The sequence below is a fragment of the Arcanobacterium bovis genome, from assembly GCF_004331995.1.
GTDB classification, from domain to species: domain Bacteria; phylum Actinomycetota; class Actinomycetes; order Actinomycetales; family Actinomycetaceae; genus Arcanobacterium_A; species Arcanobacterium_A bovis.
Genome location: NZ_SJDT01000002.1, coordinates 386283 through 411908 on the forward strand (window position 1 = coordinate 386283; position 25626 = coordinate 411908).

The 25626-nt window shown below is 49.1% G+C and carries 24 protein-coding genes, 1 tRNA gene and 1 pseudogene; 6 read left to right on the plus strand and 20 right to left on the minus strand.

The window, feature by feature from the left end; all coding sequences use genetic code 11:
* Positions 1–297 precede the first annotated feature (297 nt).
* Positions 298–382: transfer RNA gene (locus EZJ44_RS03620), tRNA-Leu, on the minus strand.
* Positions 383–618: 236 nt separating this feature from the next.
* Here EZJ44_RS03620 and EZJ44_RS03625 point away from each other — a divergent pair.
* Positions 619–1062, plus strand: a pseudogene (locus EZJ44_RS03625) (pyrophosphohydrolase domain-containing protein); the annotation flags it as partial.
* A 78-nt stretch (positions 1063–1140) separates the two neighbouring features.
* Here the strand turns inward: EZJ44_RS03625 and EZJ44_RS03630 are convergent.
* From EZJ44_RS03630 to EZJ44_RS03645, 4 genes are all read right to left on the minus strand, one after another.
* Positions 1141–1599: a hypothetical protein gene (locus tag EZJ44_RS03630; RefSeq protein ID WP_131280195.1), complete on the minus strand. Its 459-nt coding sequence runs from the start codon at positions 1597–1599 to the stop codon at positions 1141–1143.
* Positions 1600–1770: 171 nt separating this feature from the next.
* Positions 1771–5019: an error-prone DNA polymerase gene (locus EZJ44_RS03635; RefSeq protein ID WP_206661838.1), complete on the minus strand. Its 3249-nt coding sequence runs from the start codon at positions 5017–5019 to the stop codon at positions 1771–1773.
* A complete protein-coding gene (locus EZJ44_RS03640; protein ID WP_131280197.1) occupies positions 5016–6596 on the minus strand; it encodes a Y-family DNA polymerase in 1581 nt (526 codons plus the stop codon). The genes EZJ44_RS03635 and EZJ44_RS03640 overlap by 4 nt, the downstream gene beginning before the upstream one ends.
* A gap of 1 nt (position 6597) precedes the next feature.
* On the minus strand, positions 6598–7329 hold the full coding sequence (locus EZJ44_RS03645) for a hypothetical protein (protein ID WP_131280199.1): 732 nt from the start codon (positions 7327–7329) through the stop codon (positions 6598–6600).
* A 195-nt stretch (positions 7330–7524) separates the two neighbouring features.
* Between EZJ44_RS03645 and EZJ44_RS03650 the strand changes: the two genes are divergently transcribed.
* A complete protein-coding gene (locus EZJ44_RS03650; RefSeq protein ID WP_131280201.1) occupies positions 7525–8001 on the plus strand; it encodes a tRNA (cytidine(34)-2'-O)-methyltransferase in 477 nt (158 codons plus the stop codon).
* Between the two features lie 111 nt (positions 8002–8112).
* Entirely contained in the window at positions 8113–8436 is a 324-nt protein-coding gene (locus tag EZJ44_RS03655) for a helix-turn-helix domain-containing protein (protein ID WP_131280204.1), read from the plus strand.
* 12 nt (positions 8437–8448) lie between these two features.
* Here the strand turns inward: EZJ44_RS03655 and EZJ44_RS03660 are convergent, their stop codons facing one another.
* The 5 genes from EZJ44_RS03660 to glgA form a co-directional block, all read right to left on the minus strand.
* On the minus strand, positions 8449–9309 hold the full coding sequence (locus EZJ44_RS03660; protein ID WP_131280207.1) for a TrmH family RNA methyltransferase: 861 nt from the start codon (positions 9307–9309) through the stop codon (positions 8449–8451).
* A 125-nt stretch (positions 9310–9434) separates the two neighbouring features.
* Positions 9435–10559: an SPFH domain-containing protein gene (locus tag EZJ44_RS03665; protein ID WP_131280210.1), complete on the minus strand. Its 1125-nt coding sequence runs from the start codon at positions 10557–10559 to the stop codon at positions 9435–9437.
* A gap of 33 nt (positions 10560–10592) precedes the next feature.
* Positions 10593–11012 carry an NfeD family protein gene (locus tag EZJ44_RS03670; protein WP_131280213.1) on the minus strand — a complete coding sequence of 140 codons (420 nt, stop codon included), beginning with the start codon at positions 11010–11012 and terminating at the stop codon, positions 10593–10595.
* 96 nt (positions 11013–11108) lie between these two features.
* Positions 11109–11888, minus strand: a complete 780-nt coding sequence (locus EZJ44_RS03675; RefSeq protein WP_131280216.1) for an ABC transporter ATP-binding protein — start codon at positions 11886–11888, stop codon at positions 11109–11111.
* A gap of 88 nt (positions 11889–11976) precedes the next feature.
* Positions 11977–13206, minus strand: coding sequence for a glycogen synthase (gene glgA / locus EZJ44_RS03680; protein WP_131280219.1), 1230 nt, complete (start codon positions 13204–13206; stop codon positions 11977–11979).
* Between the two features lie 155 nt (positions 13207–13361).
* On the opposite strand from glgA, the gene glgC reads away from it, so the two are divergent.
* Both glgC and serB read left to right on the plus strand, forming a co-directional pair.
* Positions 13362–14606 carry a glucose-1-phosphate adenylyltransferase gene (glgC, locus tag EZJ44_RS03685; protein WP_131280222.1) on the plus strand — a complete coding sequence of 415 codons (1245 nt, stop codon included), beginning with the start codon at positions 13362–13364 and terminating at the stop codon, positions 14604–14606.
* A 34-nt stretch (positions 14607–14640) separates the two neighbouring features.
* Positions 14641–15573 (plus strand): phosphoserine phosphatase SerB, encoded by a 933-nt coding sequence (gene serB, locus EZJ44_RS03690; RefSeq protein WP_131280224.1) that lies wholly within the window; start codon positions 14641–14643, stop codon positions 15571–15573.
* Positions 15574–15593: 20 nt separating this feature from the next.
* Here the strand turns inward: serB and EZJ44_RS03695 are convergent, their stop codons facing one another.
* Positions 15594–17207, minus strand: a complete 1614-nt coding sequence (locus tag EZJ44_RS03695) for an ABC-F family ATP-binding cassette domain-containing protein (protein WP_131280227.1) — start codon at positions 17205–17207, stop codon at positions 15594–15596.
* 126 nt (positions 17208–17333) lie between these two features.
* On the opposite strand from EZJ44_RS03695, the gene ypfJ reads away from it, so the two are divergent.
* On the plus strand, positions 17334–18221 hold the full coding sequence (ypfJ, locus tag EZJ44_RS03700) for a KPN_02809 family neutral zinc metallopeptidase (protein ID WP_131280229.1): 888 nt from the start codon (positions 17334–17336) through the stop codon (positions 18219–18221).
* 129 nt (positions 18222–18350) lie between these two features.
* Here the strand turns inward: ypfJ and EZJ44_RS03705 are convergent, their stop codons facing one another.
* The 9 genes from EZJ44_RS03705 to EZJ44_RS03745 all read right to left on the minus strand — a co-directional run bounded on the left by EZJ44_RS03705 (position 18351) and on the right by EZJ44_RS03745 (position 25621).
* Positions 18351–18689 carry a metal-sulfur cluster assembly factor gene (locus tag EZJ44_RS03705; RefSeq protein WP_131280232.1) on the minus strand — a complete coding sequence of 113 codons (339 nt, stop codon included), beginning with the start codon at positions 18687–18689 and terminating at the stop codon, positions 18351–18353.
* Position 18690: 1 nt separating this feature from the next.
* Positions 18691–19152 carry a Fe-S cluster assembly sulfur transfer protein SufU gene (gene sufU, locus EZJ44_RS03710; RefSeq protein ID WP_131280234.1) on the minus strand — a complete coding sequence of 154 codons (462 nt, stop codon included), beginning with the start codon at positions 19150–19152 and terminating at the stop codon, positions 18691–18693.
* Between the two features lie 2 nt (positions 19153–19154).
* Positions 19155–20444: a SufS family cysteine desulfurase gene (locus EZJ44_RS03715; protein WP_131280236.1), complete on the minus strand. Its 1290-nt coding sequence runs from the start codon at positions 20442–20444 to the stop codon at positions 19155–19157.
* Between the two features lie 14 nt (positions 20445–20458).
* Positions 20459–21208 (minus strand): Fe-S cluster assembly ATPase SufC, encoded by a 750-nt coding sequence (gene sufC, locus EZJ44_RS03720; protein ID WP_131280238.1) that lies wholly within the window; start codon positions 21206–21208, stop codon positions 20459–20461.
* A 23-nt stretch (positions 21209–21231) separates the two neighbouring features.
* Positions 21232–21564 (minus strand): Rieske (2Fe-2S) protein, encoded by a 333-nt coding sequence (locus tag EZJ44_RS03725; RefSeq protein WP_131280240.1) that lies wholly within the window; start codon positions 21562–21564, stop codon positions 21232–21234.
* Positions 21557–22702: a Fe-S cluster assembly protein SufD gene (gene sufD, locus EZJ44_RS03730; RefSeq protein WP_131280242.1), complete on the minus strand. Its 1146-nt coding sequence runs from the start codon at positions 22700–22702 to the stop codon at positions 21557–21559. The genes EZJ44_RS03725 and sufD overlap by 8 nt, the downstream gene beginning before the upstream one ends.
* 1 nt (position 22703) lies before the next feature.
* Positions 22704–24143, minus strand: a complete 1440-nt coding sequence (gene sufB, locus EZJ44_RS03735; RefSeq protein WP_131280244.1) for a Fe-S cluster assembly protein SufB — start codon at positions 24141–24143, stop codon at positions 22704–22706.
* Between the two features lie 36 nt (positions 24144–24179).
* The gene (locus tag EZJ44_RS03740; RefSeq protein ID WP_131280246.1) at positions 24180–24869 is read right to left on the minus strand and encodes a helix-turn-helix transcriptional regulator; all 690 of its coding nucleotides are present in this window, start codon (positions 24867–24869) and stop codon (positions 24180–24182) included.
* Between the two features lie 125 nt (positions 24870–24994).
* The gene (locus tag EZJ44_RS03745) at positions 24995–25621 is read right to left on the minus strand and encodes an NUDIX domain-containing protein (protein WP_131280248.1); all 627 of its coding nucleotides are present in this window, start codon (positions 25619–25621) and stop codon (positions 24995–24997) included.
* Positions 25622–25626 lie beyond the last annotated feature (5 nt).

Genomic DNA, 25626 nt, shown 5'->3' on the forward strand with positions numbered 1-25626 from the left:
AAGACTTACCATTTTGCGAAGCATGTTCCACGCGTTTTTCTTTATCACGAGATTTCCGTTCGGTAATGTACCACGCCTACCAACAGATAATCATCAAGATCAAATACGCAATACTGACGAAAACAACCTTGTGCGTCTCGGAATGGTATAGAACTACAAGAAGAAGCCAAGCCAACCCCAGCATAAAGGTGACGTAGTTTCGATCTTTTTTCTCATGTCGTCCCCCTCTCACCTCTCAGACAAAACAAAGCCCCTGCACTCAGTATACTTACAATGCAAGGGCTTTGTATTCAATTGTGCGCGGAGGGGGACTTGAACCCCCACCCACTATACGTGGACTAGCACCTCAAGCTAGCGCGTCTGCCTATTCCGCCACCCGCGCAGGTGTCGTTTGACAACGAATAAAAATGTACCACCATTAGGTCTTTCATGACAATTTGCGAGGCGATATTTTTGTGTGATCTGGAACAACATTCTATTTTTACCGCACAAACGCAAGCATTTACCGATTTATCTCCCTCATGGCGATCAACTAAGATAAAAGAGTACTAACAACGATCCCGAGGTAATGCCATGTCACACGAAGTAAATGAAGTATCGAACACTAGCGCAATTCCCGACGGGTCTCGTCCGGAAGATTTGGTCCGCACTTTTCACACCACTTACGGCTTACCTATCGTTGACGACGCCCCAAACGTTGATCGCGAACGCGTCCACATGCGCATGTCGTTAATTGCGGAAGAATTTGCCGAGCTGGTGGGTGCTGTTTATGGAAAAGACGCTCGTGCAACCATTGAATCGGCATTCAAAACTGCTGTGAGTTTAGACGATTCAACTCGCGACACGGTCGAAACTGCCGACGCGCTAGGAGATCTCGTCTACGTAATCTATGGCATGGCACTTGAAACAGGCATTCCGATGAATGCAGTGCTCACTGAAATCCAAGCTTCGAATTTGTCAAAATTGGGCGAAGATGGAAAACCTATCTACCGCGAAGACGGAAAAGTTCTCAAGGGCCCTAACTTCTTCTCACCCGATATTGCAAAGGTACTCGGTCTATAGTCAATAAAGACGCAGATACTCGGTTTATGAACTCTCAGTTTATAACCCAGCGAAAATAACCTTTACTAGGAGAGCACTTTACTGGTCGCGGTCTATAACTTCCGCATCCTCAATATCATCGTCAATCGTGGCAGCTAATATGTCTGCCGACAGTCGATCAATTCGGGTTTGAACCTTTTTCATCTCTTCTTTTTTGGCATCACTACCCATGATCTCAAGCAAAGGCAGAGCTTTTTCAAGCTGATCGATCTCCGAACGCCATCCACGTGCCTTTTCCGCCATCTTCGGAGTATTTGCAGATGCATACAGATATGTTGTTTGCTCTCGTAATATGCTCAAACGCTCTTGGTTGCCTTTGATGCCTTTAGCATTCGTTTTTGCGCCAGCGATTCGCCCAATACGCCCTTTGATCTGAGCGAATAGTTCAGGATTTTCTTTCATCACGGTACGCAATTGAGGACCATAAATTTTCACTACTTTCAGAATTGCTGGTCCAGCAACAGTAGCTACCTTGATCAGCCCACCAATTTTTCCCATAATGCACCTTTCTTCGTGACGTACGTTAATTCTATCTGTTGTTCAACGTCCGCACTGAATTTTTCGCTCAAAACAATAGCAACAGTTTTCTGCTGGCGAATTTCGCCTCATATGCCTCATTTTCTCCCTCATACCTACTGCACCGCCGTTTTCTTTCGCCTATGCTATGTCTCAACGAAAATCTCGAGAAGATACCTTCACCCCGAGTTCAACTTCCTTAAAACCGTCCGCAATAAGATTCACTACATCATCTCCTCTTTCCACTTTCCCTCGAACGAGTAGACCCTGATGATATCTCACTAAAGTGCTATACCTGTTCCACAACGCTTCTGAGCAAACTATATTCAGCAGCCCTGTTTCGTCTTCCAAGGAGATAAAAGTAATCCCTCCGGCAGTTCTTGGGCGTTGCCGATGCGTCACAACCCCTGCAACCCAAACTCGCGTTCCTGCCTCCGTATTTCGTACCTCGGCAACCGTACGCACGTCGTCGTTATCGATGCGAGGTCTCAAAATATCCATCACATGTTTATGCGGAGAAATCGCCATACTTTGCAGGTCAGCATAAACTTCTTCCGCTTCCGTCATTTCAGGAAGATTGGGAACACTAACTCCCACTTCCGTTCCAAGAATGGCAGGCTGGAAGTAATTTCCCTGCTTAATGCCTGTGTAGGACAGCGCTTGCGCCACCCACGTCCCTTCTCGCCTTTTCATTTTCAAACTCTCAAGCGCTCCACTTGCCGATAAACTTTTTAACTCCTCGGTGTTTAACTCTGCTCTGTGCGCGAGATCTGCCACTGATTCAAACTGTTTTACGGATCTCGCTGCAAGGATTCTCTCAATTGCCCGCTTGCATCCTTTAATATTTGAAAGCCCCAAGCGAATCCCTAAATCTGGATGCGCGTTTACAAGCGGGTGTTTCTTTACAGTGTGCTTGTGCTGCACTTGTGTTTTCTCCACTTGAGTATGCTCGCCCGAATGACACACATCCACTGGCAAAATAAGAATTCCATGTTGGCGCGCATCGGTGAGTAAGGTCTGTGGCGAATAAAATCCCATTGGCTGTGCAGCCAAAATTCCCGCATAGAAAAATTCGGGATAATACACTTTCAGCCAAGCGCTCGCATATACCAAATATGCAAAAGAGAAGGAGTGTGACTCTGGAAACCCAAAATCAGCGAAAGCATGTAGCTTACGGAAAATTATTTCGCATGTTTCGTCATCAACTCCACGCTTTTTCATTCCGGCCACCATTTCAGCATGCAGCTCCTCCATTTTTTCATGGCTGCGTTTGCTACCCATTGCTTTTCGCAACCTATCCGCTTGAGCTGGACTAAAACCTGCCACATCAATAGCCATTTGCATCAGCTGTTCTTGAAACAGCGGAACTCCAAGGGTCTTTTTCAAGGACTTTTCCAACAGCGGATGCAGATAAGTTATCGCTTCTCTCCCCCGACGACGGTTGAGATAGGGGTTCACTGAGTCACCTTGTATCGGCCCTGGACGAATAAGAGCTACTTCGATCACGATATCGTAAAAAGTGCGCGGTTGTAGTCGCGGTAGCGTTGCCATCTGCGCTCGTGATTCAACTTGAAAAACTCCCACCGTATCCGCCGCGCAAAGCAAATCAAAAACTCTGCTATCTTCCTGATTTACGTTATATAGATGCAGATCAGATCCATCATCGGCACGTATTCCGAAATCTTTTAATGAGGTAAAAGCAATCTTTAACGCTGTAAGCATGCCCAAACCAAGCAGATCGAATTTCACTAATCCGGCCTCTGCGCAGTCGTCTTTATCCCATTGCAATACGGTACGGTTGCGCTTATTGGCCCACCCAACTGGACACACCTCAACTACCGGGCGATCGCATATGACCATGCCTCCCGAATGAATTCCCAAATGACGTGGTAAATTTTGAATTTTTGACACAAAATACTCCACGTGTGAGGGCATATGTGAACTAGATTTCGGCTCCAGAACCCCTCGTTCATCAGCACGTACGCTACTTTTACGCTCAAAGTCTTTTGCCCAAGCGTCAGAGATTCCATCGTTATACCCAAAAACTCTTGCTACATCGCGAATAGCCGAACGACGTCGATATGTTATTACATTCGCAACTTGCGCAGCATGTTTTCTGCCATAGCGCTCGTATACATGCTGAATCACTTCTTCGCGCAGCCGGGCTTCAATGTCTAAATCGATATCTGGCGGACCCGACCTACCCGGAGAAATAAACCGCTCAAAAAGCATCTTATGCTTAACTGCATCAACTGCAGTGATCCCCAAAGCAAAACATACTGCCGAATTAGCAGCTGATCCCCTACCTTGACACCAAATTCCGCGCGTCCTACAAAACTCCACAATCTCATGAACAATCAAAAAATATCCAGCAAACCCTAGTGCCAAAATAATTTCTAGCTCATGATCTATTTGTCTCCAAGCCACGGTATTTTCTTGGCGCGATCCGTATCTTTTTGTTCCTTGTTTTTCAACCAGTTCACGTAACCATGTAGCTTCTGTATGCTGGGCAGGAACGGGAAAAGGTGGTAACTGCGGCGCCACAAGAGTTAAGTCGAATGCACACTCCCGGCCAATCTCCGCAGCCGTATCAACCGCTTCAAGATGGTCATAGTGGATAATTTCCATTTCATTTCCTGAGCGCAAATAGCTCCCCCAGCTTGGCAGAGAAAATGCCAAGTCCTCTACAGTTTCTCCCGCGCGAATAGCCGCCAAAACGTCGCTGAGTGGCACGTCCTTAAATCGAGCGCTATGCACATTATTGGTAGCAACCACTCGCACTCCCGCTTTCTTAGCTAAATTCACCAGAACATCGTTTCTTTCTCGTTCTAGCGGCTGCCCCCAATTTGTGATCTCCACAGCTACTGAATCTTTTCCGAAGAGCTGAATCAAACGATCAAGTTCTGAATAGGCTTTATCAAAGGCCCACATCCCTCTCTCTTCTTCAAGTGCCGAGCGCACATACCCCTTCCGGCATCCGGTAAGTATCTGCCAATACCCTTTCCCCGAATCAGACAGCATCTCCAAATTAATAGACGATTTTCCTTTTTCGCCCGATTTAAGCATTCCTTCACTAAGAGTTCGAGAAAGACGCCGGTATCCATCTGTATCGCGTGCTAAAACAATTACGTGTTTGGCTTGTGGATCACGTTGACCAGCCCGTGTTTTTAATTCACCCGTACTATCCGCAATAGATATTTCAGATCCAATAATGGTAGGGAGTCCTGCTGCACGCGCAGCAGTTGAGAGTTGTACAACACCAGGTAAACCATCGTGATCGGTTAAAGCAATACCTTCTAGTTCCAATTCCACAGCGCGTTGTACAAGCTCTGCCGGCATCGATGCCCCATCAAGAAAACTATAAGCAGAGTGCACATGAAGTTCGGAATAAGGACGCATCATGTGTATTCACCTACTAAACGCCATCCAGCTGAATCCCATCGGCAAAGAAAAGCATGTAAATCATCAAGCACCACTTCACACCACACGTGATCTGTTTCTTTTTTCGGCGCCCACCATTGTCTCCGATGTAACCAAGGCGCAGAATAGCTGTTTATTTCACCTGAATATCTCTGTGAGTTAAAGAAAACAGGTTCAACAAATCCGCAACCATGCACACAATAGAATCGACCTAGCGAATTAACTACACATACGTGCCCCTGTACATCACAAATTGTTATTGGCTCATATGTTTCCAATATTTTTCTTGGCCAAGGTCTTGGTATCGCACCTGGCCAAGATCCATCTTTCCCCTTATCAGCGGAGTTATTTCCACATTCCCATGGCTCGAGCTTATATGCTGTATTCGGAGCTAACTGGGCTTTCAAAGTAGGAATCAGAACTTTTTCTTGACCAACTAAAGCTTGCAGACGGTTAATTGCTTTATGAGCAAGTTCTGAGTAGCTGTCCTCCCTGCCCCATAACACGCCTTGTGAAAATCCTGCCGGAAAAAGACTTTGAGCTCGTATTTCGAGGTAAGTAACGCTTTGCCCCTCATCGTCAGAATCGCTCTCATGCAATTGCTCCATCCAGACTTTGAGCTGCCAGCGAGTGCGATCCACAATGGTTGGAACGTCCACTGCATCTAAATGCCACGTTCTGCTCAGTTCTTTAGAATCTGAGGTTCGCACATACACACAGAGTTCTTTTGCAAAACAACTTTCTCGCTCGAGTAATTGCACTAACTCATTTCCAAGTTCTCGTGCTAAAAAGGCAAAGCTCTCACTGTTTGTTACAGGAGGATCGAGATTTCGTTTTACCGCAATATAGCGGCGTAATTCTTCTTTTTGTTCGGGTAAGGAAAACTCTAATTCAAGTAAGGAGAATGCAAACTGCGCGATATATCCGAAACGACTATAAAGTAAAGACTTGTCTAGGGCACGAAGATCAGCGAGGGTAGCAATACCAAGCAATTGTAAATCTGCAATAAATGTTTTCATCTGCGCTTGGAGCTTCGGAGAGAAACATGCATGCTCGAGAGCTTCAACTGGCAAAGGGTCAAGATACGTTTGGGCGTTTTCAACAAATTGATCGTTATATGCAGCCAATATTGCACATAAAGTCCCTTCACCAAAACCAATATGTGCCTCATGTCCGGTATCTTCAGTTATCTTCCCCAAGATTTCCTCCGCTAGCTTTTCTTGGGAGCCAAACATCCTTACCGCACCACGCGTCTGAAAAATAAGCATGCCAGGACGCAAGATGGTGAGGCTGGAAACAAAATTTTCACAAGCCTTCATGACTTTTTCGAAATTGAAATTCTCCAAGTCAAGACGCCGGCGCACCAGTTCGATCTCAGGAGCTGAGGCTTTGGCGTAACGTTTTTTCATTCCGTACGAAATTCCCAGCTGAGCTGCTTTACTATCAAAGCTTACGATCCCGTTATGGTCGTAGACTGCCACTCCTTCTTGCTGCTTAATAAAACCGTGCGAACGCAATGTTTCTACAGGCCACAAAGGAATCCACACAACTGCGTGCATATTATTTCACCACCGCTAATTTAGGAATAACCGTATCAAGTACTTCTTCAGCATCGGGCGAATGCTGCTTTCGTGTAATACCTGCGTTATTGAAATTCCATCCATGCATTCCAAAGTTCAGGTACGCTGTTCCGTATTTAGATGTGAACTGGTAGGCAACTTCGCGAATATGTCCGCGCCCACGCGAAATTCCTCCAATTCCCTGCACAGCACAGTGGAATCGAAAAAGATCGCCATTCCAGCTATCGGAAACAACTAACGTATTTTTGAGCCGTGCTCGTTTAGTAATAAGCATTTCTTCACGTGCGCGAAACCGCATTCCTTCCAAAAGCACCACGTCAAAGCCGTCAATGGCAGCAAAAAGAACATGCGAAGTAAGGGACTCTACAGCGGGAACATACACAAAGCGCTCTGTTTCCACTCCACTTTTAAGCAAAAAATCCCATCCCACATCGCTTGCTCCCAAAAGTGCAACCCAAGCTCCTTGCTGCGAAGCGATTCCAGCTATAAGCGCAGCTGCCGCCCCTGATCCTCGCACGTTAATTACTTCAGCTTTCGGAATGCCATAAGGAAAAACATTCCGAAGGGAATCTGGAACCGTAAACGCTTTGCGAGCTGTTTGCGCAAAAAGCTCATTATTTTCGGATACGGGCCAGGACTCAACTACACGCATCCCTGTACGCAGCTGAGCTTGCGCAAGTACGCGCCGTGCCACGTTCAGTCGATCGTCCATAGTTCACTCCCCATATATTCGATTTCGGATCAGCTAACACCAACCCATGCTTCGAACGCCTGTTCGATAAAATATTAAATTACTTCTCCCGCCAAAAACAATGTCCACTTCCAAATCCAGCCCCAATAATGAGGCATTTAAAGCAAAATTGCCCAAAATACCAGCAGCGAAGAAAAAGTGAGCTAACCTAGTTTCGTGCTTCACATTGTTTTTCATGAACCAAAAATTCCCGGCAACACCGGCAACGCAATCAGACTTTCTGCTTGCACCGGAGCGCGGCTCCATCTCATAGAGCCGCTCGCCTTCAATTTTTCAGATACTCACCTAAAACGCGCTGGCCTCGACTATCACGACCTCGCCGACGTCGTCATTCATAAAAACTGGATGGAAGCGAAAGAATACTTCGGCGACGAGTGCCGCATCTTTGCATTTACCTCGCACACCGAAAATAACTACGCCCACGAGCAGTATCGCGACGGCGATGTGCTACTTTTTGGAACAGAACCAACTGGGCTGCCTGACGACGTACTCAACGACCCGCGACTCACTAAGTGGCTCCGCATTCCAATGCTCCCCTCGCGCAGATCCCTCAACCTCGCCAACTCGGCATCAATAGCGATTTATGAGGCGTGGCGTCAGCTAGACTTCCCAGGCGCATCGGATATTTCTTAGCAAAAACCACTCCTTCAAAAGCAAAATACACAAAAACAATTATCACACGTTCTCAATAACACTGTCTTTACACGGTTGATCCCCTTATGGTTCACAGCGGAAAATTTAGAAATGCAAAATTCATCTGCAGCAGAACGTGTCTTGGCATCGGCACTCGCTAAAACCATTCGTAGCCGTCGTACAGCCCTTGGCATGACGCAAGAACAGGTTGCCGCAGAGGCAGACATCGATAAAAACCACTACCAACTCATGGAGTCTGCTCGCTCAAACCGGAAGAATAATTCCGCGTTAAATCCGCGTCTACACACGCTTATTCGGCTTTCGCGTGTGCTCGAATGCACGGTATCTGATCTCATTGACGACGCAATTAACGAGTACAACCAAGTGGACGAAAACTACCACTCATTTGTGCAATACCGCCCAGGAACCCGCTAACCGCCGTCGTAATTAATTGCGAATCCGCAACTCCCACGCGGCGAGAGCGCCCGCTGACGCAACGTTGAGCGAATCCACTTGCCGCGCCATTGGAATGACAACGCTATGGTGAGTGCTTGCAATGGTGCGAGAGCTCAGCCCATCTCCTTCAGTTCCCAAAACTATCGCGATCTTCGAATTGGGATCACGGACTTCTGGAAGCGCAGCAAACTCAGAAAGAGGTTTAGCATCCTCACGCAGCGCCAAAGACGCCGTAATCCAACCATTCTCGTGTAAAGTTTCGATAGAGCGTGGCCAATTGTTGATACGAGTCCACGGAATTTGAAAAACATTGCCCATCGACACTTTCACCGAACGCCGATATAAAGGATCAGCACACGACTGCGTCACTAGAATTCCGTCAATTCCAAGAGCTGCGGCGGAACGAAATATTGCGCCAACGTTCGTGTGGTCAACCAGATCTTCCAACACAAAAATTCGAGCAGGACCTTGTCCAAGGTTTTCTTGTCCAAGATTTTGGAGAAAAGTCTCTACATCAACCAGCGGAGGCCTGTTCATCGATGCCATCGCCCCACGGTGAATACGATATCCAGTTATTTGTTCAAGATCGTCAATTGATGTAACGAAAATTGGAATATCAGCTACGCACTCTCCCACTCGTTCTAGCATCGCCTGAATATCTGTCAGCCACCGCGGCGCAGCAAGAATGGCCCGTGGACGGTGTCCTGCCTCCAAGCTGCGTTCAATGACTTTTATTCCTTCAGCCAGGTAAAGTCCACGTTCAGTTTCGAGCTTTTTACGCAGAGCTACATCGGTGAGCCGTATAAAGTCATCTAAGCGCGAATCATTTAGATCATTCAGTTCGATAATCACGTGTACAGAATGCCACGATTCTCCAAAAAGACAAATCCGACGCACGGGGAGGGTGCGAATATCGCACCCTCCCCGAAGTCACCACAATAACAGTGGTCTACTTTTGAAATTTTCTCCCCGTGAAATTATTGCTTCTCAGGATCTTCCTCTGCACCTGCTTCAGGAAGATCGACAATGCTATCGGCAGGGTTTAACTTCTTTCCAGTGTGCAGAGTTGAGTCTTCTACCTCACTGCTTGCCTTTGAAACTTCACCACGGGCCGAAGCCAGCGCTTCATCTACATCCTCAAGATTGGTTGCAGCAAGAGCGTCGGAAATATTTGCCTCGCCATCAAAATCAACAGCTACAGCTTCATCCGATCCGGCACCCGAAAATCCCTTTGTGACCGCATCAAGTGCAGCGGTGAGCTCGGTAGGAACAATCCAAAGCTTCGAAGACGAAGAGTTTGCAATCAATGGCAACGTCTTAATGTACTCGTAGGAAAGCAACTTAGGATCTGCATTTCCACGGTGCACAGCATCGAACACTTGCAAAATTGCGCGAGATTCGCCTTGTGCTTTCAAAATAGTGGACTGAGCTTGGCCTTCTGCGCGAAGAATCGCAGACTGCTTTTCACCTTCAGCTGTCAGAATTGCAGATTGCTTCACACCCTCAGCAGTCAAAATAGCTGCACGGCGATCTCGCTCTGCCTTCATCTGCTGTTCCATTGCAGACTGAACAGTTGCCGGCGGATCAATAGCTTTCAATTCGACACGCGATACTCGGATACCCCAGCGTCCGGTGGCTTCATCCAAGACACCACGCAACTGACCGTTGATCTGGTCACGACCAGTAAGTGCTTGTTCCATATCCATTGCGCCAATGATATTTCGTAGCGTTGTAACAGCGAGCTGCTCAATTGCTGACATAGGATCAGCAATTTCATAAGTTGCGGCCTCCGGCTGCGTCACCTGGTAATAAATCACCGTGTCGATATTGACTACGATATTATCCGAAGTAATAACAGGTTGCGGCGGGAAAGGAACAACTTGTTCACGCATATCGATTCGCTGCCGAACAGAATCGATAAACGGAACGAGAAAGTGCAAACCGGGCGTAAGTGTCTTGTGGTACTTACCCAAGCGTTCAACAATCACCGTATAGCCCTGATGAACTTGCAAAACCGAACGGATCACAGCCACGACGATCAGCAGAACAAATACTGCCAACACCACTGTGGCGACAGTTCCTCCTATTGCTGCAGCGTTCATATGAACCTCTTTTCTTGTTATGAGTGCTGTCGGTTATTTAGGCGCAACGATAACCGTCACACCACGGATTTCTTTCACGACGACGTCGACACCAGGGTCAATATCTCCTGCTTCAGTTGCTGCAGTCCACACGTCACCGCCAATTTTCACTCGTCCGGAAGAATGAGTAACTAGCGTCAGAGTTACTGCATCTTGCCCAGCAAGCGCGTAAACATTTGAATTACCTGTAGATGAATCATTAACGTGCTTGCGTGCCCAAGGACGGATAAATACCAGCAAAAGCACCGAAATCACTGCAAATACGATGATTTGCACCACCAAGGAATCCGTTGCTACTGCAGTGAATACCGCCGCAAAAGCGCCGCCAGCAAGCATTAAAAAGGTGAAATCTACAGTGAGAGTTTCGAGAATCAACAAGACGATTGCGATAATCGCCCAAATCCCCCAAGTCATCTGAACACCTGCTTCGATTAAGAATTTTCTTGCATCCTGTTAGCTATGTTACCTGAGCAACTCTCGCAATATAGTCATACTACAGACTGATTTTTCCTAGGAAAGCACCGAAAAACGTCCATTTCGTTGCTCAATCGTCACGTCAACGTCAAAAACTTCAGAAATGTATTCCGATGTAATAACGTCATCGATCACTCCGGAAGCGAAAACTTTTCCTGATTTGAGCAATAGAGCGTGTGTGAATCCACGTGGAATTTCTTCAACATGATGCGTAACCATCACAATCACAGGTGCCGCCATCTCGCCAGATAAATCCGAAAGCGAACCAAGGAGTTTCTCTCGCCCACCCAAATCGAGACCAGAGGCAGGCTCGTCCAATACCAGTATTTCTGGATTGGGCATCAATGCACGTGCAATTCCTACCCGCTTCTTCTCGCCAGTAGAAAGCGTTCCCATCTTGCGTTCACTCAAGGCCTCGACACCTAGCGAAGCGAGAACGCTACGTGCGCGCGCGTCGTCTTCCTCTTCATACGACTCGTTCCACGTGGCAGTCATTCCGTATGCAGCAGTGCGAACAACGTCAAGAACACGCTCTGATGCCGGGATCTTCACGTCCAAAGCGGACGACAGTAAGCCCACTAGCGGACGAAGCTCTGCAAGATCAACTTTTCCGACTTCTTCACCGATAATCGAAACTTTTCCCTCAGTGGGATGCATTCGACCCGCGATCAACTGGATCAGCGTAGTTTTTCCTGCGCCGTTAGCGCCAAGCACCACCCAGCGCTCGCCTTCATTAATCGACCACTGCACACGATCCAAAATCGTATGTCCGCCACGACGCACAGTTGCGTCAATAACCTCTAGTACATCACCCATAGTTCAAAGCCTAATCTAAATTTATACAGGGATTAAGTCCTACACGCTTCATTTCGATGCCTGGTCGAAATTCCTCGCCTCGTTTGACTTACTTTCGGGTTTCTCCAAGTATTTCGCGGTAAAAATCCATCGTTTTTTCTGCAATCGATTCCCACGAAAAATTCTCTTCTACTCGACGCCGGCCCGCAGCCCCCATCTGCGCGGCACGCTGCGGATCTGCACACATTTCGGAAAGCGCTTCGCCCAGATCTGCCTCGAATTTCTCCGGGTCAATTGGGGTGCCGGTTCCGTCGTCAAGCTGTTCGATCGGAACGAGAGTTCCGGTGACGCCGTCGTCGATGCAGTCTGGAATGCCACCAGTATTGGTGCCGACGACGGGCAGACCTACCGCCATAGCCTCCAAGTTCACGATTCCAAGTGGCTCGTAAACAGAAGGTGTAACGAACGTCGTAGAACAGGCTTCAAGCTGCACAATCTTTTCGTGTGGCAGATGATCTTCAATCCACACCACACTATCGCGCTCTGCTTGGAGTTTTTCCACAAGTTCTTTGGTTTCGGCTGCTATTTCGGGGGTATCAGGGGCGCCGGCGCACAAAATAACCTGCACTTCTTTCGGCACACGACGAAGTGCTCGCAAAAGACCAGGTACGCCCTTTTGACGCGTAATACGACCTACGAAAATAATTGTAGGAGCGTCAGGGTCAAGACCGTAAGACGCAAAGTACTTTCGAGCTTCGTCCCACTCCTCATCAGTGCTCGGAGCACGCCACGAATCAAGATCAATTCCGTTGTGGATTACGTGCACTTTCTTAGGATCAATCGCCGGATAGCAGCGCAGGATATCGTCTTTCATCGCCCGAGACACTGCAACAATACCGGCAGCATTTTCATACGCCGTTTTCTCAACCCAAGACGAGAGCTCGTAGCCGCCCCCAAGCTGCTCTCGTTTCCACGGACGCAGTGGCTCCAAAGAATGTGCTGAAATGACATGTGGTTTTCCATGCAGCATAGAGCCAATATGACCTGCCATATTGGCATACCATGTATGGGAATGGAGAATATCCGCTTCTCCAAGATTTGCCGCCATCTGTAGATCTACACCGAGTGTTCGCAGCGCAGCATTCGCATCTTTGAGCTGCTCAGGATAGTCATATCCCTTAACTGTTATTCCATCGAATTCCTCGTTGCGTTCACCGTCGAACGTGTGCACGTGCACCTGCGCGTGTGCTTTCAGCACCTTTGCCAGCTCCGAAACATGAACACCGGCCCCTCCATAAACGAATGGTGGAAATTCTCGAGTCAGGAGATGGACCTGCATTATTATTCCTTTCGAATCTCGAATGAGCCGTGATCGCAGTTACGAAACACGTTTAGTTATATTGTAGGTATATTTTTCGCAGATTTGCGTAAACAACAGGAAAACAATTTCCGTAAAACCTCCATAATCGTGGCGTTTCACGATAAAGTTAGACTATGAGATCAAAACCACGTGTACTTGCAATCGTCTTGGCTGGCGGTGAGGGTAAGCGCCTTATGCCACTCACCCAAGACCGAGCAAAGCCTGCCGTCCCTTTTGGCGGAATTTACAGATTAATCGATTTTTCACTGTCGAACATCGTTAATTCTGGTTATCTAAAAGTTGTGGTACTTACCCAGTACAAATCGCATTCACTGGATCGCCATATCTCGCAAACATGGCGTATGTCCACGCTTCTCGATAACTATGTTGCCCCAGTTCCGGCTCAACAGCGAGTTGGTAAGAATTGGTTCCTAGGCTCAGCTGATGCCGTTTATCAGTCGCTCAATATTCTCGACGACGAACGGCCCGATATCGTTGTTATCACCGGTGCAGATAATATCTACCGGATGGACTTCTCCCAGATGGTTGAGCAACATATCGACTCTGGAGTTGGGCTCACAATCGCTGGCATTCGCCAACCCAAAGAACTTGCCTCCTCGTTCGGAGTCATCGATACCGATCCGAACAATCAGCAAAAGGTGCGTGAGTTCTTAGAAAAGCCTGCCCAATGCGAAGGCCTGCCCGATTCTCCTAACGAAGTGCTCGCTTCCATGGGCAACTACGTGTTTTCAACGGAAGCGCTAGTCGAGGCACTCTACGAAGATGCGGCAGACGATTCCTCTGCTCACGACATGGGCGGTAGCATCGTGCCAAAGTTCGTAGCGAAGAACGACTGCGGCGTCTACGATTTCACATTTAACGAGATCCCAGGCTCAACTGAACGCGATCGTACCTATTGGCGCGACGTCGGCACCATCGACGCATTCTACGAAGCTAATATGGATCTCATCTCGGTGTATCCGATCTTCAACTTGTACAACGATAAGTGGCCGCTACTCACCGGCTACACAGGTCTCCCACCGGCAAAGTTTGTGTACGGACATCATGAGCGCCTTGGTCACGCTCTCGATTCAGTGATTTCTCCTGGTGTGATCGTTTCTGGTGGCGAGGTGATCGGCTCAGTGCTCTCACCACATGTTCGCGTAAACTCGTGGTCTTCGGTGCGTGATTCGGTCATTTTCGACGGCGTCAATGTCGGGCGAAATGCAACAGTCGTGCGCGCGATTATCGACAAGTACGCAAAGATTGAAGAAGGCGCACAAGTTGGAATCGACCACGAACATGATCTGGCGCGCGGTTTGCACGTATCAGAAAGTGGAATTGTGGTTGTACCCAAGGGCAAGATCGTAACCAAATGATGAACATTTAATCTTCCTTTACTATCCTTAAACTATGGAAGATTTCGACGTTCGCGAGGGAGAAACACCGTTTCGTTTCTCCCTCGCGTCTTATTCGCCAATATCTGATGGGATGATTGATGAGGTATGCGCACATCTCGGCGCCCTCGATCCACGCCTCACCTATCGCCACGTTTCTATTCCCGATTACGACGCCGTAACCTTCAGTGGTCGTGCACACGCCAATGCTTTATCTGATCTAGCCGCAATCAAGGCAGAGCTCGTCCAACTGAGCAACGCCAACGATACCGATTGCGCATTTTTCACCGACGCACTTGCCATTGCTGGACCGCGATTGATTGTGAGCGACGTTGACTCGACTTTTATCGAACAAGAAGTTATTGAGTTAATTGCTGCACATGCAGGAACAGTAGCAGAAGTTGAGCGCATTACAAGTGCTGCCATGCGCGGTGAAATTGACTTTGCCCAATCTTTGGCACAACGGGTAGCTACGCTAGCTGGACTTTCGCACAATACTTTGACCGGCGTCGTCGAACGTATAACGCTAACTCCTGGCGCCCTACGCCTGGTAGATCTCGCGCACAAGAATGGTGCAAAATTTGCCTTAGTATCGGGTGGATTCCTCGAGATTCTTCAGCCGCTTGCGCAGGCCTGCGACGTCGACTTTTACGCTGCGAATCGTTTCGAGATTCATGACGGCGTGCTCACAGGTCGCACTGAGGGTGCAGTCATTGACGCAGATGCCAAACTGAAGCTTACACAGCAGTGGCACAATGACTTGGGAATATCCGCTGATCTTGTGGTATGCGTGGGCGACGGCGCAAACGACCTTAAAATGCTTAACTATGCAGCACATGGCTTTGCCTACCGAGCCAAACCGATTTTGGCTTCGGCAGCAGACTCCACGATCAACCATCCACGCTTGGACATTATCGCAGCTATGTTTGGTTGGGAATTTCCCGCCTGAGCACCGCCAATATCTGTGGCTTAAGCGATTGAAATCAACTCAAGATAATCATCAGACCACAAATCCTCATCACCATCCGGAAGTAGTAACACGCGATCTGGATTGAGCGCCTCTACAGCACCTTCGTCGTGAGTCACGAGGATAACTGCACCCTCATACTTGCTGAGTGCTCTGAGAATCTCCGCTCGGGAAGCTGGATCCAAGTTGTTCGTAGGCTCGTCCAAAAGCAAGACATTTGCCGCCGAGACCACCAACATCGCTAGAGCAAGTCTGGTCTTTTCTCCACCGGAAAGAACGCGCGCAGGCTTATCGGCGTCGTCACCCGAAAACAAAAAGCTACCTAAAATATTGCGCAATCCTGTGTTATCAAGCTCTGGCGCTACTGCCATAAGATTTTCCACTACGGAGAGATCATCGCTAATAGTTTCATGTTGCTGCGCATAATATCCGAGTTTTAGGCCATGACCAGCGATAACTTCGCCCGTATCCGAGGCCTCAACACCTGCCAAAATACGAAGTAACGTAGTTTTACCGGCACCGTTATAGCCCAAAATAACCACGCGCGAACCGCGATCAATTGCCAAGTCAAGCCCCGTGAAAATCTCAAGTGAGCCATAGGACTTTGACAAATCATGCGCTTCAAGTGGTGTTTTACCGCACGGGGAAGGCGTGGGGAAACGTAAATTCGCAACTTTGTCTTGCTGGCGCTCACTCTCCACACTCGCAAGTAGCTCTTTTGCTCGTTTTTCCATGTTTTGGGCAGCAACCGCTTTCGTCGCTTTATACCGCATTTTGTCGGCTTGTGCCAAGAGCGTTGCCGCTTTCTTTTCCGCGTTCTGACGTTCTCGACGACGGCGTTTTTCGTCGCTTTCACGTTGCTTTAAGTAGGCATCCCATCCCATTGCATAAGTGTCAATCGTGGCACGATTAGCATCCAAGTACCACACTCGATCTACCGTTTCTCGCAACAATTCAATTGAATGGGAGATGATGATGCAAGCACCCGAATACGCACGGATCCAATCCCGCAACCAAATGATCGAATCGTGGTCAAGATGGTTGGTGGGCTCGTCGAGAAGCAGGGTTTCGGCGTCGGAAAACAATACCCGCGCAAGCTCAACTCGCCTGCGCTGACCTCCTGAAAGAGTTTCTAGCGGCTGTTCAAGCACACGCTCAGGTAAGCCAAGCGCTGCCGTAATACGCGCGGCCTCAGAATGAGCTGCCCAGCCCCCAGCATTGGTGAATTCTGCATCTAATCGAACATAGCGTTCCATGGCTTTTTGCTGCCGAGCCCCAGTAAGTGTGGACATCTCATGCTCCGCTTTGCGGATTCTCCGTAAGGTCTCTTCGATACCACGTACGGAAAGAACTCGATCACGCGCAATCTGCTGTGGATCGCCAGTGCGGGGATCTTGTGGTAGATAGCCGATGGCGCCACGCCGGGAAATAGTTCCAGTTTGTTCAACGATCTCAGAGGTAGTTCCCTCGCCTGCCAAGAGACGCAGTAAGGTGGTCTTGCCGGCACCATTTCGGCCCACAAGTCCAACGCACTGCCCCTTGTCAACGTGCAAGCTCGCATTCTTGAGAAGTTCTCGGCTTCCGATGCGCATATTGAGATCTTGAAAAGTAATCACCCAATAATCCTAATAGGAAAGACTGCACAACAAATATTCCGTTGGCGAAAAGAAAGCCATATCGCACGCGGTGAATATAAAGTTGCCCGTATTATCGAAATAGCTGTTGCGAGAAAGTAGAAAACTATGAGCTTTAACGACGATATTACAATCGACACATCTGGTGTGAATCGTGGACGACGTGGTGCTGCAATCGGCGGTGGTGTAGGAGGTTTAGGCCTTCTCGGTGCGTTGTTACTTTATTTCTTTACTGGCCAAGTTCCTGACCTTGGAAGCCTAGTATCGTCTGGTCAGCAAAGTGCTGGTACTTCTCAACAGTCAATTTCGCAAGAGTGCAAGACTGGTGCAGATGCAAATTCAAAAGACGAATGCCGCATGGCCGCTGGTAAAAACTCACTCGATGAGTTTTGGAATACTCAGTTGAGCAAAGAAGCGGGAGTTCAATACCATCCTGCGGGTCTTATGCTTTATCGTGGTTCAGTTGGCACTGCTTGTGGTACTGGAAGCTCACAGACTGGACCATTCTATTGTCCATCTGATGCCAGCGTTTATATCGACACAACATTCTTTAACCAGCTCAAACAGTATGGCGCGCAGAATACCTCCCTTGCGCAACTCTATATCCTCGCCCATGAATGGGGTCACCACATTCAAAACCATCTCGGCATTCTCAATAAAATTGATCATCAGTCAAGCGGGATGTCCTCTTCGATGGTGCGATCAGAGTTACAAGCCGACTGTTTAGCGGGCGTCTGGATCAATAATGCCTCGAGCACAATTGATCCGGATACAGGGATTCCATTCCTCAAGCCACCAACGCAACAACAGCTTCGATCCGCTCTCGATGCTGCTTCCGCAGTAGGTGATGATCGAATCATGGAAAACGCTGGAATGCGTGCGAATCCTGATCGCTTTTCACACGGATCTTCGCAAAAGCGTATGGAATGGCTAACCCGTGGCATCAAGGGCGGCACCATTGCTTCTTGTGATACGTGGTCTGTGCGCCAGCCATAGTAATATCCTGTGATATAACTCGAGCGTGCAAGTACTAAATTAGTTGTGGGGAGCACTTCAATCGCATTTGAAGTGCTCCCCACAACTTTACACGCAGCATCCGAAAACGCACGACGTAAAGAAAACGAATTAGACGTTGAACCCTAGTGCTCGCAACTGATCACGACCGTCGTCGGTAATTCGATCTGGACCCCACGGCGGAAGCCATACCCAATTGATCCGAAAATCGTCAACCAAACCAGATACAGCCATCGTGGCCTGTTCCTCGATCATATCGGTGAGAGGACAAGCGGCAGAGGTAAGCGTCATATCTGCAATCGCCGAATTTCCATCAAGCGTAATTCCGTAAAGCAAACCCAAATCAACGATGTTGATGCCAAGCTCAGGATCAATCACATCACGTAGCGCTTCTTCTATGTCTGCAATCGTGATCGGATTTGGTGCTCCAGATTCGGTACTATCCGTCATATCAATTCTCCTTATTTTCTAGAGCGTTATCGGTTGCTTCACGCCAAGCCATCCAACCGAGCAAAGCACATTTGATTCGAGCTGGAAACTTCGATACACCTTGGAAGGCGGAAGCGTCCTCAAGCAAATCCGCAGTGTCGTCTGAAATCTCAGCACCGCGCCCGTCCATCATAGTGCGAAACTCGTGGAAAAGCTCGTCAGCTTCGCCAAGGCTCTTACCTTCAAGCATCTGCGTCATAATCGAAATCGATGCCTGAGAAATGGAACAACCGTGCCCGTCCCAAGCGATATGTGAAATCCGCGTTCCGTCGTCGGATAGCTCTACCTGCATCGTTACTTGATCTCCGCAGGTTGGATTCACTTGGAAGGACTCACCATCGGGACTATCGAGTGAGCCCTCGCCGTAACGCTCACGCGAAGCGTCCAAGATGATCGCCTGATACAACTGTTCTAAATCACTCATGTCTATTCCACTTCCAAACCAAAAAACGCTCTCACAGTTCTTAATGTCTCGATAAAAGCATCAATATCCGCACGTGTATTGTATGGTGCCACCGATACCCTGCTCGATGCCCACACGCCGAAATGCTGGTGAATTGGTTGAGCACAATGATGTCCTACCCGTACTGCAATACCTTTTTCGTCAAGAATCTGACCCACGTCATGCGGATGTACTCCATCAACGTCGAAAGCAACCACGCCCAAACGGTCGGTAGCCTGCGTTGGACCCAATACCCGTACGTGAGGAACAGTGGCAATCTGCGCAAGCAGATACTGCGTCAGGTCAGCTTCGTATGCTTCGATTTTATCCATACCTGTAGCCGACAAGTACGTCGCGGCAGCGCCGAGCCCAGCAATCTGCGCTACTGCCTGTGTTCCTGCTTCAAAGCGGGCAGGCGGACGCGCATAGGTAGTTTTTTCCATGGTCACTATCTCAACCATCGAACCGCCGAAAAGGAAAGGCGGAAGCTCTTTGAGCAGCTGCGCCTTGCCATAAAGCACGCCTATCCCGGTTGGTGCCATCATCTTGTGCCCAGAAAATACTGCGAAATCCACATCAAGAGCATGGAAATCCACCGGCATATGCGGCACAGATTGGCAAGCATCCAAGACGACGAGCGCGTCTACTGCGTGTGCGCGCGCCACGAGCTGTTCGACCGGAGCAATCGCACCTGTCACATTCGAAGCGTGGGCAAAAGCCACTACTCGCGTATTGGCATCAATAACATCGGCAGTAGAAAGATCGAGCCGTCCGTCGTCATCGAGATCAATCCACCGCAGCTGTGCCCCAGTTCGGAGGCATAATTCCTGCCACGGAATGAGGTTGGCATGGTGTTCCGCACGAGTCACCACAATATTGTGATGCTCCTCGATAGCAAACCGTTCGAACGCTTTCTTGCTACCTCTACCTCGCGTCACATTGTCGAATGCATAAGCGAGCAGATTCAAAGATTCCGTAGAATTTTTGGTCCACACGATTTCTTCGGTATCAGCGCCCACAAATTGAGCCACTGTAGAGCGCGCGTTGTCCACAATATCGGTTGCCTGTGCAGCGAGTTCGTGTGAGCCGCGATTCACTGCTCCGTTCGCATGCAACTCCACGTAAACCTCGGCGTCAACAACGACCTGCGGTTTTTGAGAAGTCGCCCCAGAATCGAGGTACACCAAGCTCTGCCCATTCTTCATCTTTCGATCAAGAATTGGAAAGTCTTTCCGCGGCAGCAACGGCATAGTTAACGACTCTGGGGCGATCATCAAACTCTCAAATCTCAGTTTTCGTAGGAAGCGTAGCCTTCGGCCTCAAGTTTGTCAGCCAATTCTGGACCGCCAGACTCTGCAACCTTTCCATCTACGAAAACGTGCACAAATTCTGGCTTTATATAGCGCAAAATTCGCGTGTAATGGGTGATGAGCAAAATGCCGTTTCCGTTGGCAGCATGCGCACGATTAACGCCTTCGGATACGAGACGCAGAGCGTCAACGTCCAAGCCGGAGTCAGTTTCGTCGAGCACTGCGAACTTTGGCTTGAGCACTTCAAGCTGCATGATTTCTAAGCGCTTTTTCTCGCCGCCTGAGAATCCAAGATTGACGTCACGCTGGGCAAAATCTGGATCAATCTTCAGATCAGCCATCACGTTCTTCAAAGTCTTTACCCATTCGCGCAGCTTAGGAGCTTCACCGTCAATCGCGGTTTTGGCCGAGCGCAAGAAGTTCGTAACTGAAACGCCAGCCACTTCGACCGGGTACTGCATTGCGAGGAAAAGGCCCTTACGTGCGCGTTCATCGGCAGAGAGCGGAACCATATCTTCGCCGTCGAGCAAAATTTCACCCTCAGTAATGGTGTACTTAGGATGACCAGCAATTGCATAGGCAAGCGTGGACTTTCCCGAACCGTTTGGGCCCATAATGGCGTGGATTTCACCATCGTTGATCTTGAGATTGACGCCGCGCAAAATCGGCTTGTCGCCTTCCGGTGTTTCAACTGAAACGTGGAGGTTCTTAATTTCTAGATTGGTCACGTTATTTCTTTTCTCTTCGTGGGTCAGTTGGATGCTAAGGATACGTAAACGGCATCGCCTGCTAGGCGTACCGGGAAGGTTTGTATCGGAATAGAAGCAGGTGGATTGAGAGGATTTCCCGTCTCGAGATCGAAAGCAGAGCCGTGGCGTGTGCATTCAATGCAATTGCCATCTACGTCGCCCTCCGACAGCTTGAAACGACCGTGCGAACAACGATCAATCACGGCAAACCAGCGGTCATTTTCGGTATGGATGACGGCGATGTTCACCGTTTCGCCGTCCGCTTTCGTTACCGTGAACGGTGCAACGTCACCGGGGGCGACGGCGGCCGTATCGCACACGAGATGTTCAGTCATTCTCGCGTCCCATCGTTAGCGACAATTCGTCTTCAATGGCATCCATCAGCTTGTTCTGCACGGACTCCACACCGATTTTATTGATGAGCTCGGCAAAGAATCCACGTACAACCAAACGTCGGCCTTCATCTTCTGGAATTCCGCGCGATTTGAGGTAGAACAGCTGCTCGTCGTCGAAACGTCCGGTTGCGGAAGCGTGTCCAGCTCCTTCAATTTCACCTGTTTCGATTTCTAAGTTCGGAACTGAATCAGCCCGTGCCCCTTCAGTCAAAACAAGATTGCGATTGAGTTCGTAGGTGTCAGTTCCTTCAGCACTTGGCCGAATGAGCACATCGCCCACCCACACAGAATGAGCATCTTGACCTTGCAAAGCCCCCTTGTAGGTTGCATTAGAGCGGCAATGCGGCTGGTTGTGGTCAACGAAGAGGCGGTGCTCAAGGTGTTGCTTCTCGTCTACGAAGTAGGCACCAAGCAAATCTACGCTTCCACCAGGAGCAGCATATTCAACCGACGTCGTCACGCGTACGATATCGCCACCGAGTGTAACAACGATGTGGCGAAGCGTGCCATCACGCTCGATACGGATGCGATTGGAAAGCGTGTGGGCTGCGTCGTCGTCCCAATCTTGAATAGAAACGAGAGTCAAATGCGCCCCAGCGCCCACCGAAACTTCCACGCCTTCGGCAAGTCGCGCCGAACCTACGTGGTTGATTACCACCGTGCCTTCGGAGAAATTTTGCGCGTCAATAAGTACGTGCATTCCGGCAACGTCTTTGCCGCTCTCCCCCGACACCGTAATAACATTTTCATCGGGGTACTGGCGATCAGCTTCCAAAGTCACCACATGCGCAACATCGAAAGAAGCCCATGCCATAGCTCCCGTGCGATCCTCCGGTGCTTGGAGGTGACCAAGACGTGCGTCAGTACGATCTACGATCTCATAACGAGCATCGCCGCTCACCTGCACCGTTGGCCCAGCACCCGCGGCTTTTTCTGCGAAAAAATCTTCGATTCTCTCGATTGGGGTAAAGCGCCACTCTTCTTCGGTTCCCTGCGGCACGGAAAAATCTTCGACCTTAAAGGACAGCGGCCGATCTGCGCGCGAGGAAATTTGAGTGCGTGTTGATTCCTGTGCCATATCAGCCAACAGATCCTTCCATTTGAAGTTCGATGAGACGGTTGAGTTCGAGCGCGTATTCCATTGGCAATTCGCGAGCAATAGGCTCAACGAAGCCACGCACAATCATTGCCATCGCTTCGGTTTCCTCCAAGCCACGGCTCATGAGGTAGAAGAGTTGATCTTCGGAAACTTTCGAAACAGTAGCTTCGTGACCCATTTCAACGTCGTCCACTCGCACGTCCACGTAGGGATACGTATCCGAACGCGAAATTTGATCGACTAGCAATGCATCACACAGCACATTAGATTTCGAATGAGCTGCGTTTTCGTTCACTTGAACGAGGCCACGGTAGGAGGATCGTCCGCCACCTCGCGCCACTGATTTCGACACGATTGACGACGACGTATTTGGCGCCATATGCACCATCTTTGATCCGGTGTCTTGATGTTGCCCAGCACCTGCAAACGCAATCGAAAGCGTCTCGCCCTTGGCGTGTTCACCCATAAGATATACGGCCGGGTACTTCATGGTGACTTTCGAACCGATATTGCCATCGATCCATTCCATCGTGCCGCCTTCTTCAACAATGGCGCGCTTAGTTACCAGGTTGTAGACGTTATTCGACCAGTTCTGAATCGTAGTGTAGCGAACTCGCGCACCCTTCTTGACGAAGATCTCCACTACCGCAGAATGAAGCGAATCAGACTTGTAAATAGGCGCTGTACATCCTTCAACGTAGTGAACGTAAGAATCTTCATCAGCGATAATGAGCGTGCGTTCAAACTGCCCCATATTTTCGGTGTTGATACGGAAGTATGCCTGCAACGGAATTTCTACATGCACGCCTTTTGGCACATAGACGAACGAACCGCCAGACCATACAGCCGAGTTCAAGGACGCAAATTTATTGTCGCCCAACGGGATCGCTTTGCCGAAGAATTCTTCGAAAATCTCGGGGTGCTCGCGCAGGCCGGAATCAGTATCTAGGAAGATGACGCCTTGAGACTCGAGATCCTCACGAATCTGGTGGTAAACCACCTCAGACTCATATTGAGCAGCAACGCCAGCAACCAAACGAGCCTTTTCAGCCTCAGGAATACCCAAGCGATCATAAGTTACCTTGATATCCTCAGGAAGATCTTCCCACGAAGTCGCTACATTTTCAGTGGACTTTACGTAGTACTTGATGGAATCAAAATCGATATCAGAAAGGTCTGGGCCCCATGTTGGCATAGGACGACGTCCAAATAGCTTCAACGCCTTCAAGCGTTTTTCGAGCATCCATTCTGGCTCGTTCTTGCGCATCGAAATGTCCCGAACGACGTCTTCGTTCAGACCGCGGCGCGCTTTTTCTCCCGCGTCATCAGAGTCATGCCAACCGTAGGCATAATTTCCGATAGAGGCGATTGTCTCTTCTTGGGTTAAAGTTTCCTTTGCGCCCAATTCGGATTGAGTCATCGATTTCCTTCCAAACCTCATCTAATACATGAGGTTTTATCTTTGCGAACCCTGTTGAGTTCGGCGCACTTGTGGCATCCCGATTGGGATATTCGTTGTGCAAACATGCTCACCACCTGCCAAAGTAGCGAGCCGCTGAATTGGAATACCAAGGAGCCGTGCAAAGGCTTTAGTTTCCGCTTCACATAACTCTGGAAAAGCCTCAGCTACGTCCTGAACTGGACAATGCCCTTGACATAGCTGCAAAGCGATGCCATTAGGCCCACCGCGGCGTAACGTCGTCATATATCCGTCTTTATCAAGCACCGTAGCCAACGCCAAAATCTTATCCATTGGAGAATCGCCAGCAGATTGAACGATATCGCCATAGCGCTCCTCCAATGCCTGAATTCGGCGATTGACGAAGTCTGACACTCCCTCTTCACCAAGATTCTCGCGGAGGAACTCCAATGCTTGCGTGGCAAGATCCGAATAGGCCTCACTCAATTGGGACTGCCCAGCGGCAGTTGCCACATAGCGGCGAGATGGACGTCCTCTACGCGAAGGCGCTGAGCTCGGAGCGCTGTATTCTTGGATAAATTCGTCGTCAATAAGCGTTGAAATATGACGCCGCACTGCTGCTGGAGTGAGAACGAGCAATTTCGCCAATTCTCCCGAGGTAATAGGACCACGTTCAATCACCAAACGAAGGATTTGTTCACAGGTACCAAGATCATTTCGATCCATCTATTCACCTCCCAGCACAGACAATTCATTAAGAAACATTGTCCTTGCTAAAATATATTTTCGCAACTTAAACGTTCCTTAATGAACAGCTCGCAAAGCAGTTCACGCCCTGTTGTAATCGCACGTCAAGCGCGTTCCAAAGCCTCGAGTCCTTGACTGAGCAAGGACTTTACCGCCAAGATACCCAGCACAAGCGTCGGACTTTGCAATTCGCCTCTCAAAATCGCGTCATGAATATCACGAAGTGCAAACCACTGTGACACTATTTCGCGCTCTTCGGCCTCTGCGTGAAACGAGCCTGCAGCATCAGACGTAACCGGCTCTACGGCTACAAAGATCTCCAAGTTTTCATCCGAACACCCTGGCGAGGTGTAGAAGGAAACGAGTTTGCGCCAGTCCGACGCCGCCATCCCTGTTTCTTCTTCCAGCTCTCGTTGTGCACACAGCAGCGGAGATTCCCCACCGACGTCGCGCAAACCGGCAGGAATCTCCCAAAAAATACGCCGCGGAGCGTGGCGATATTGCCGTATGAGGAGCACTTCCCACTCATCAGCGCGACGACGGATCGGAACGATTGCCACGGCGTCGTCGTGCTTCATGTACTGACGCTGCACAACATCGCCAGAATTGAACCGAATACGATCATCGCTAATATCGAAAATCCCACCACGGTATTCAACGCTCGTTGAAATAATATCTACATGCTCAGGTGCTGCAAAATCTCGGAGTTTGTAGTTATATTTCCGATCCATGTGTG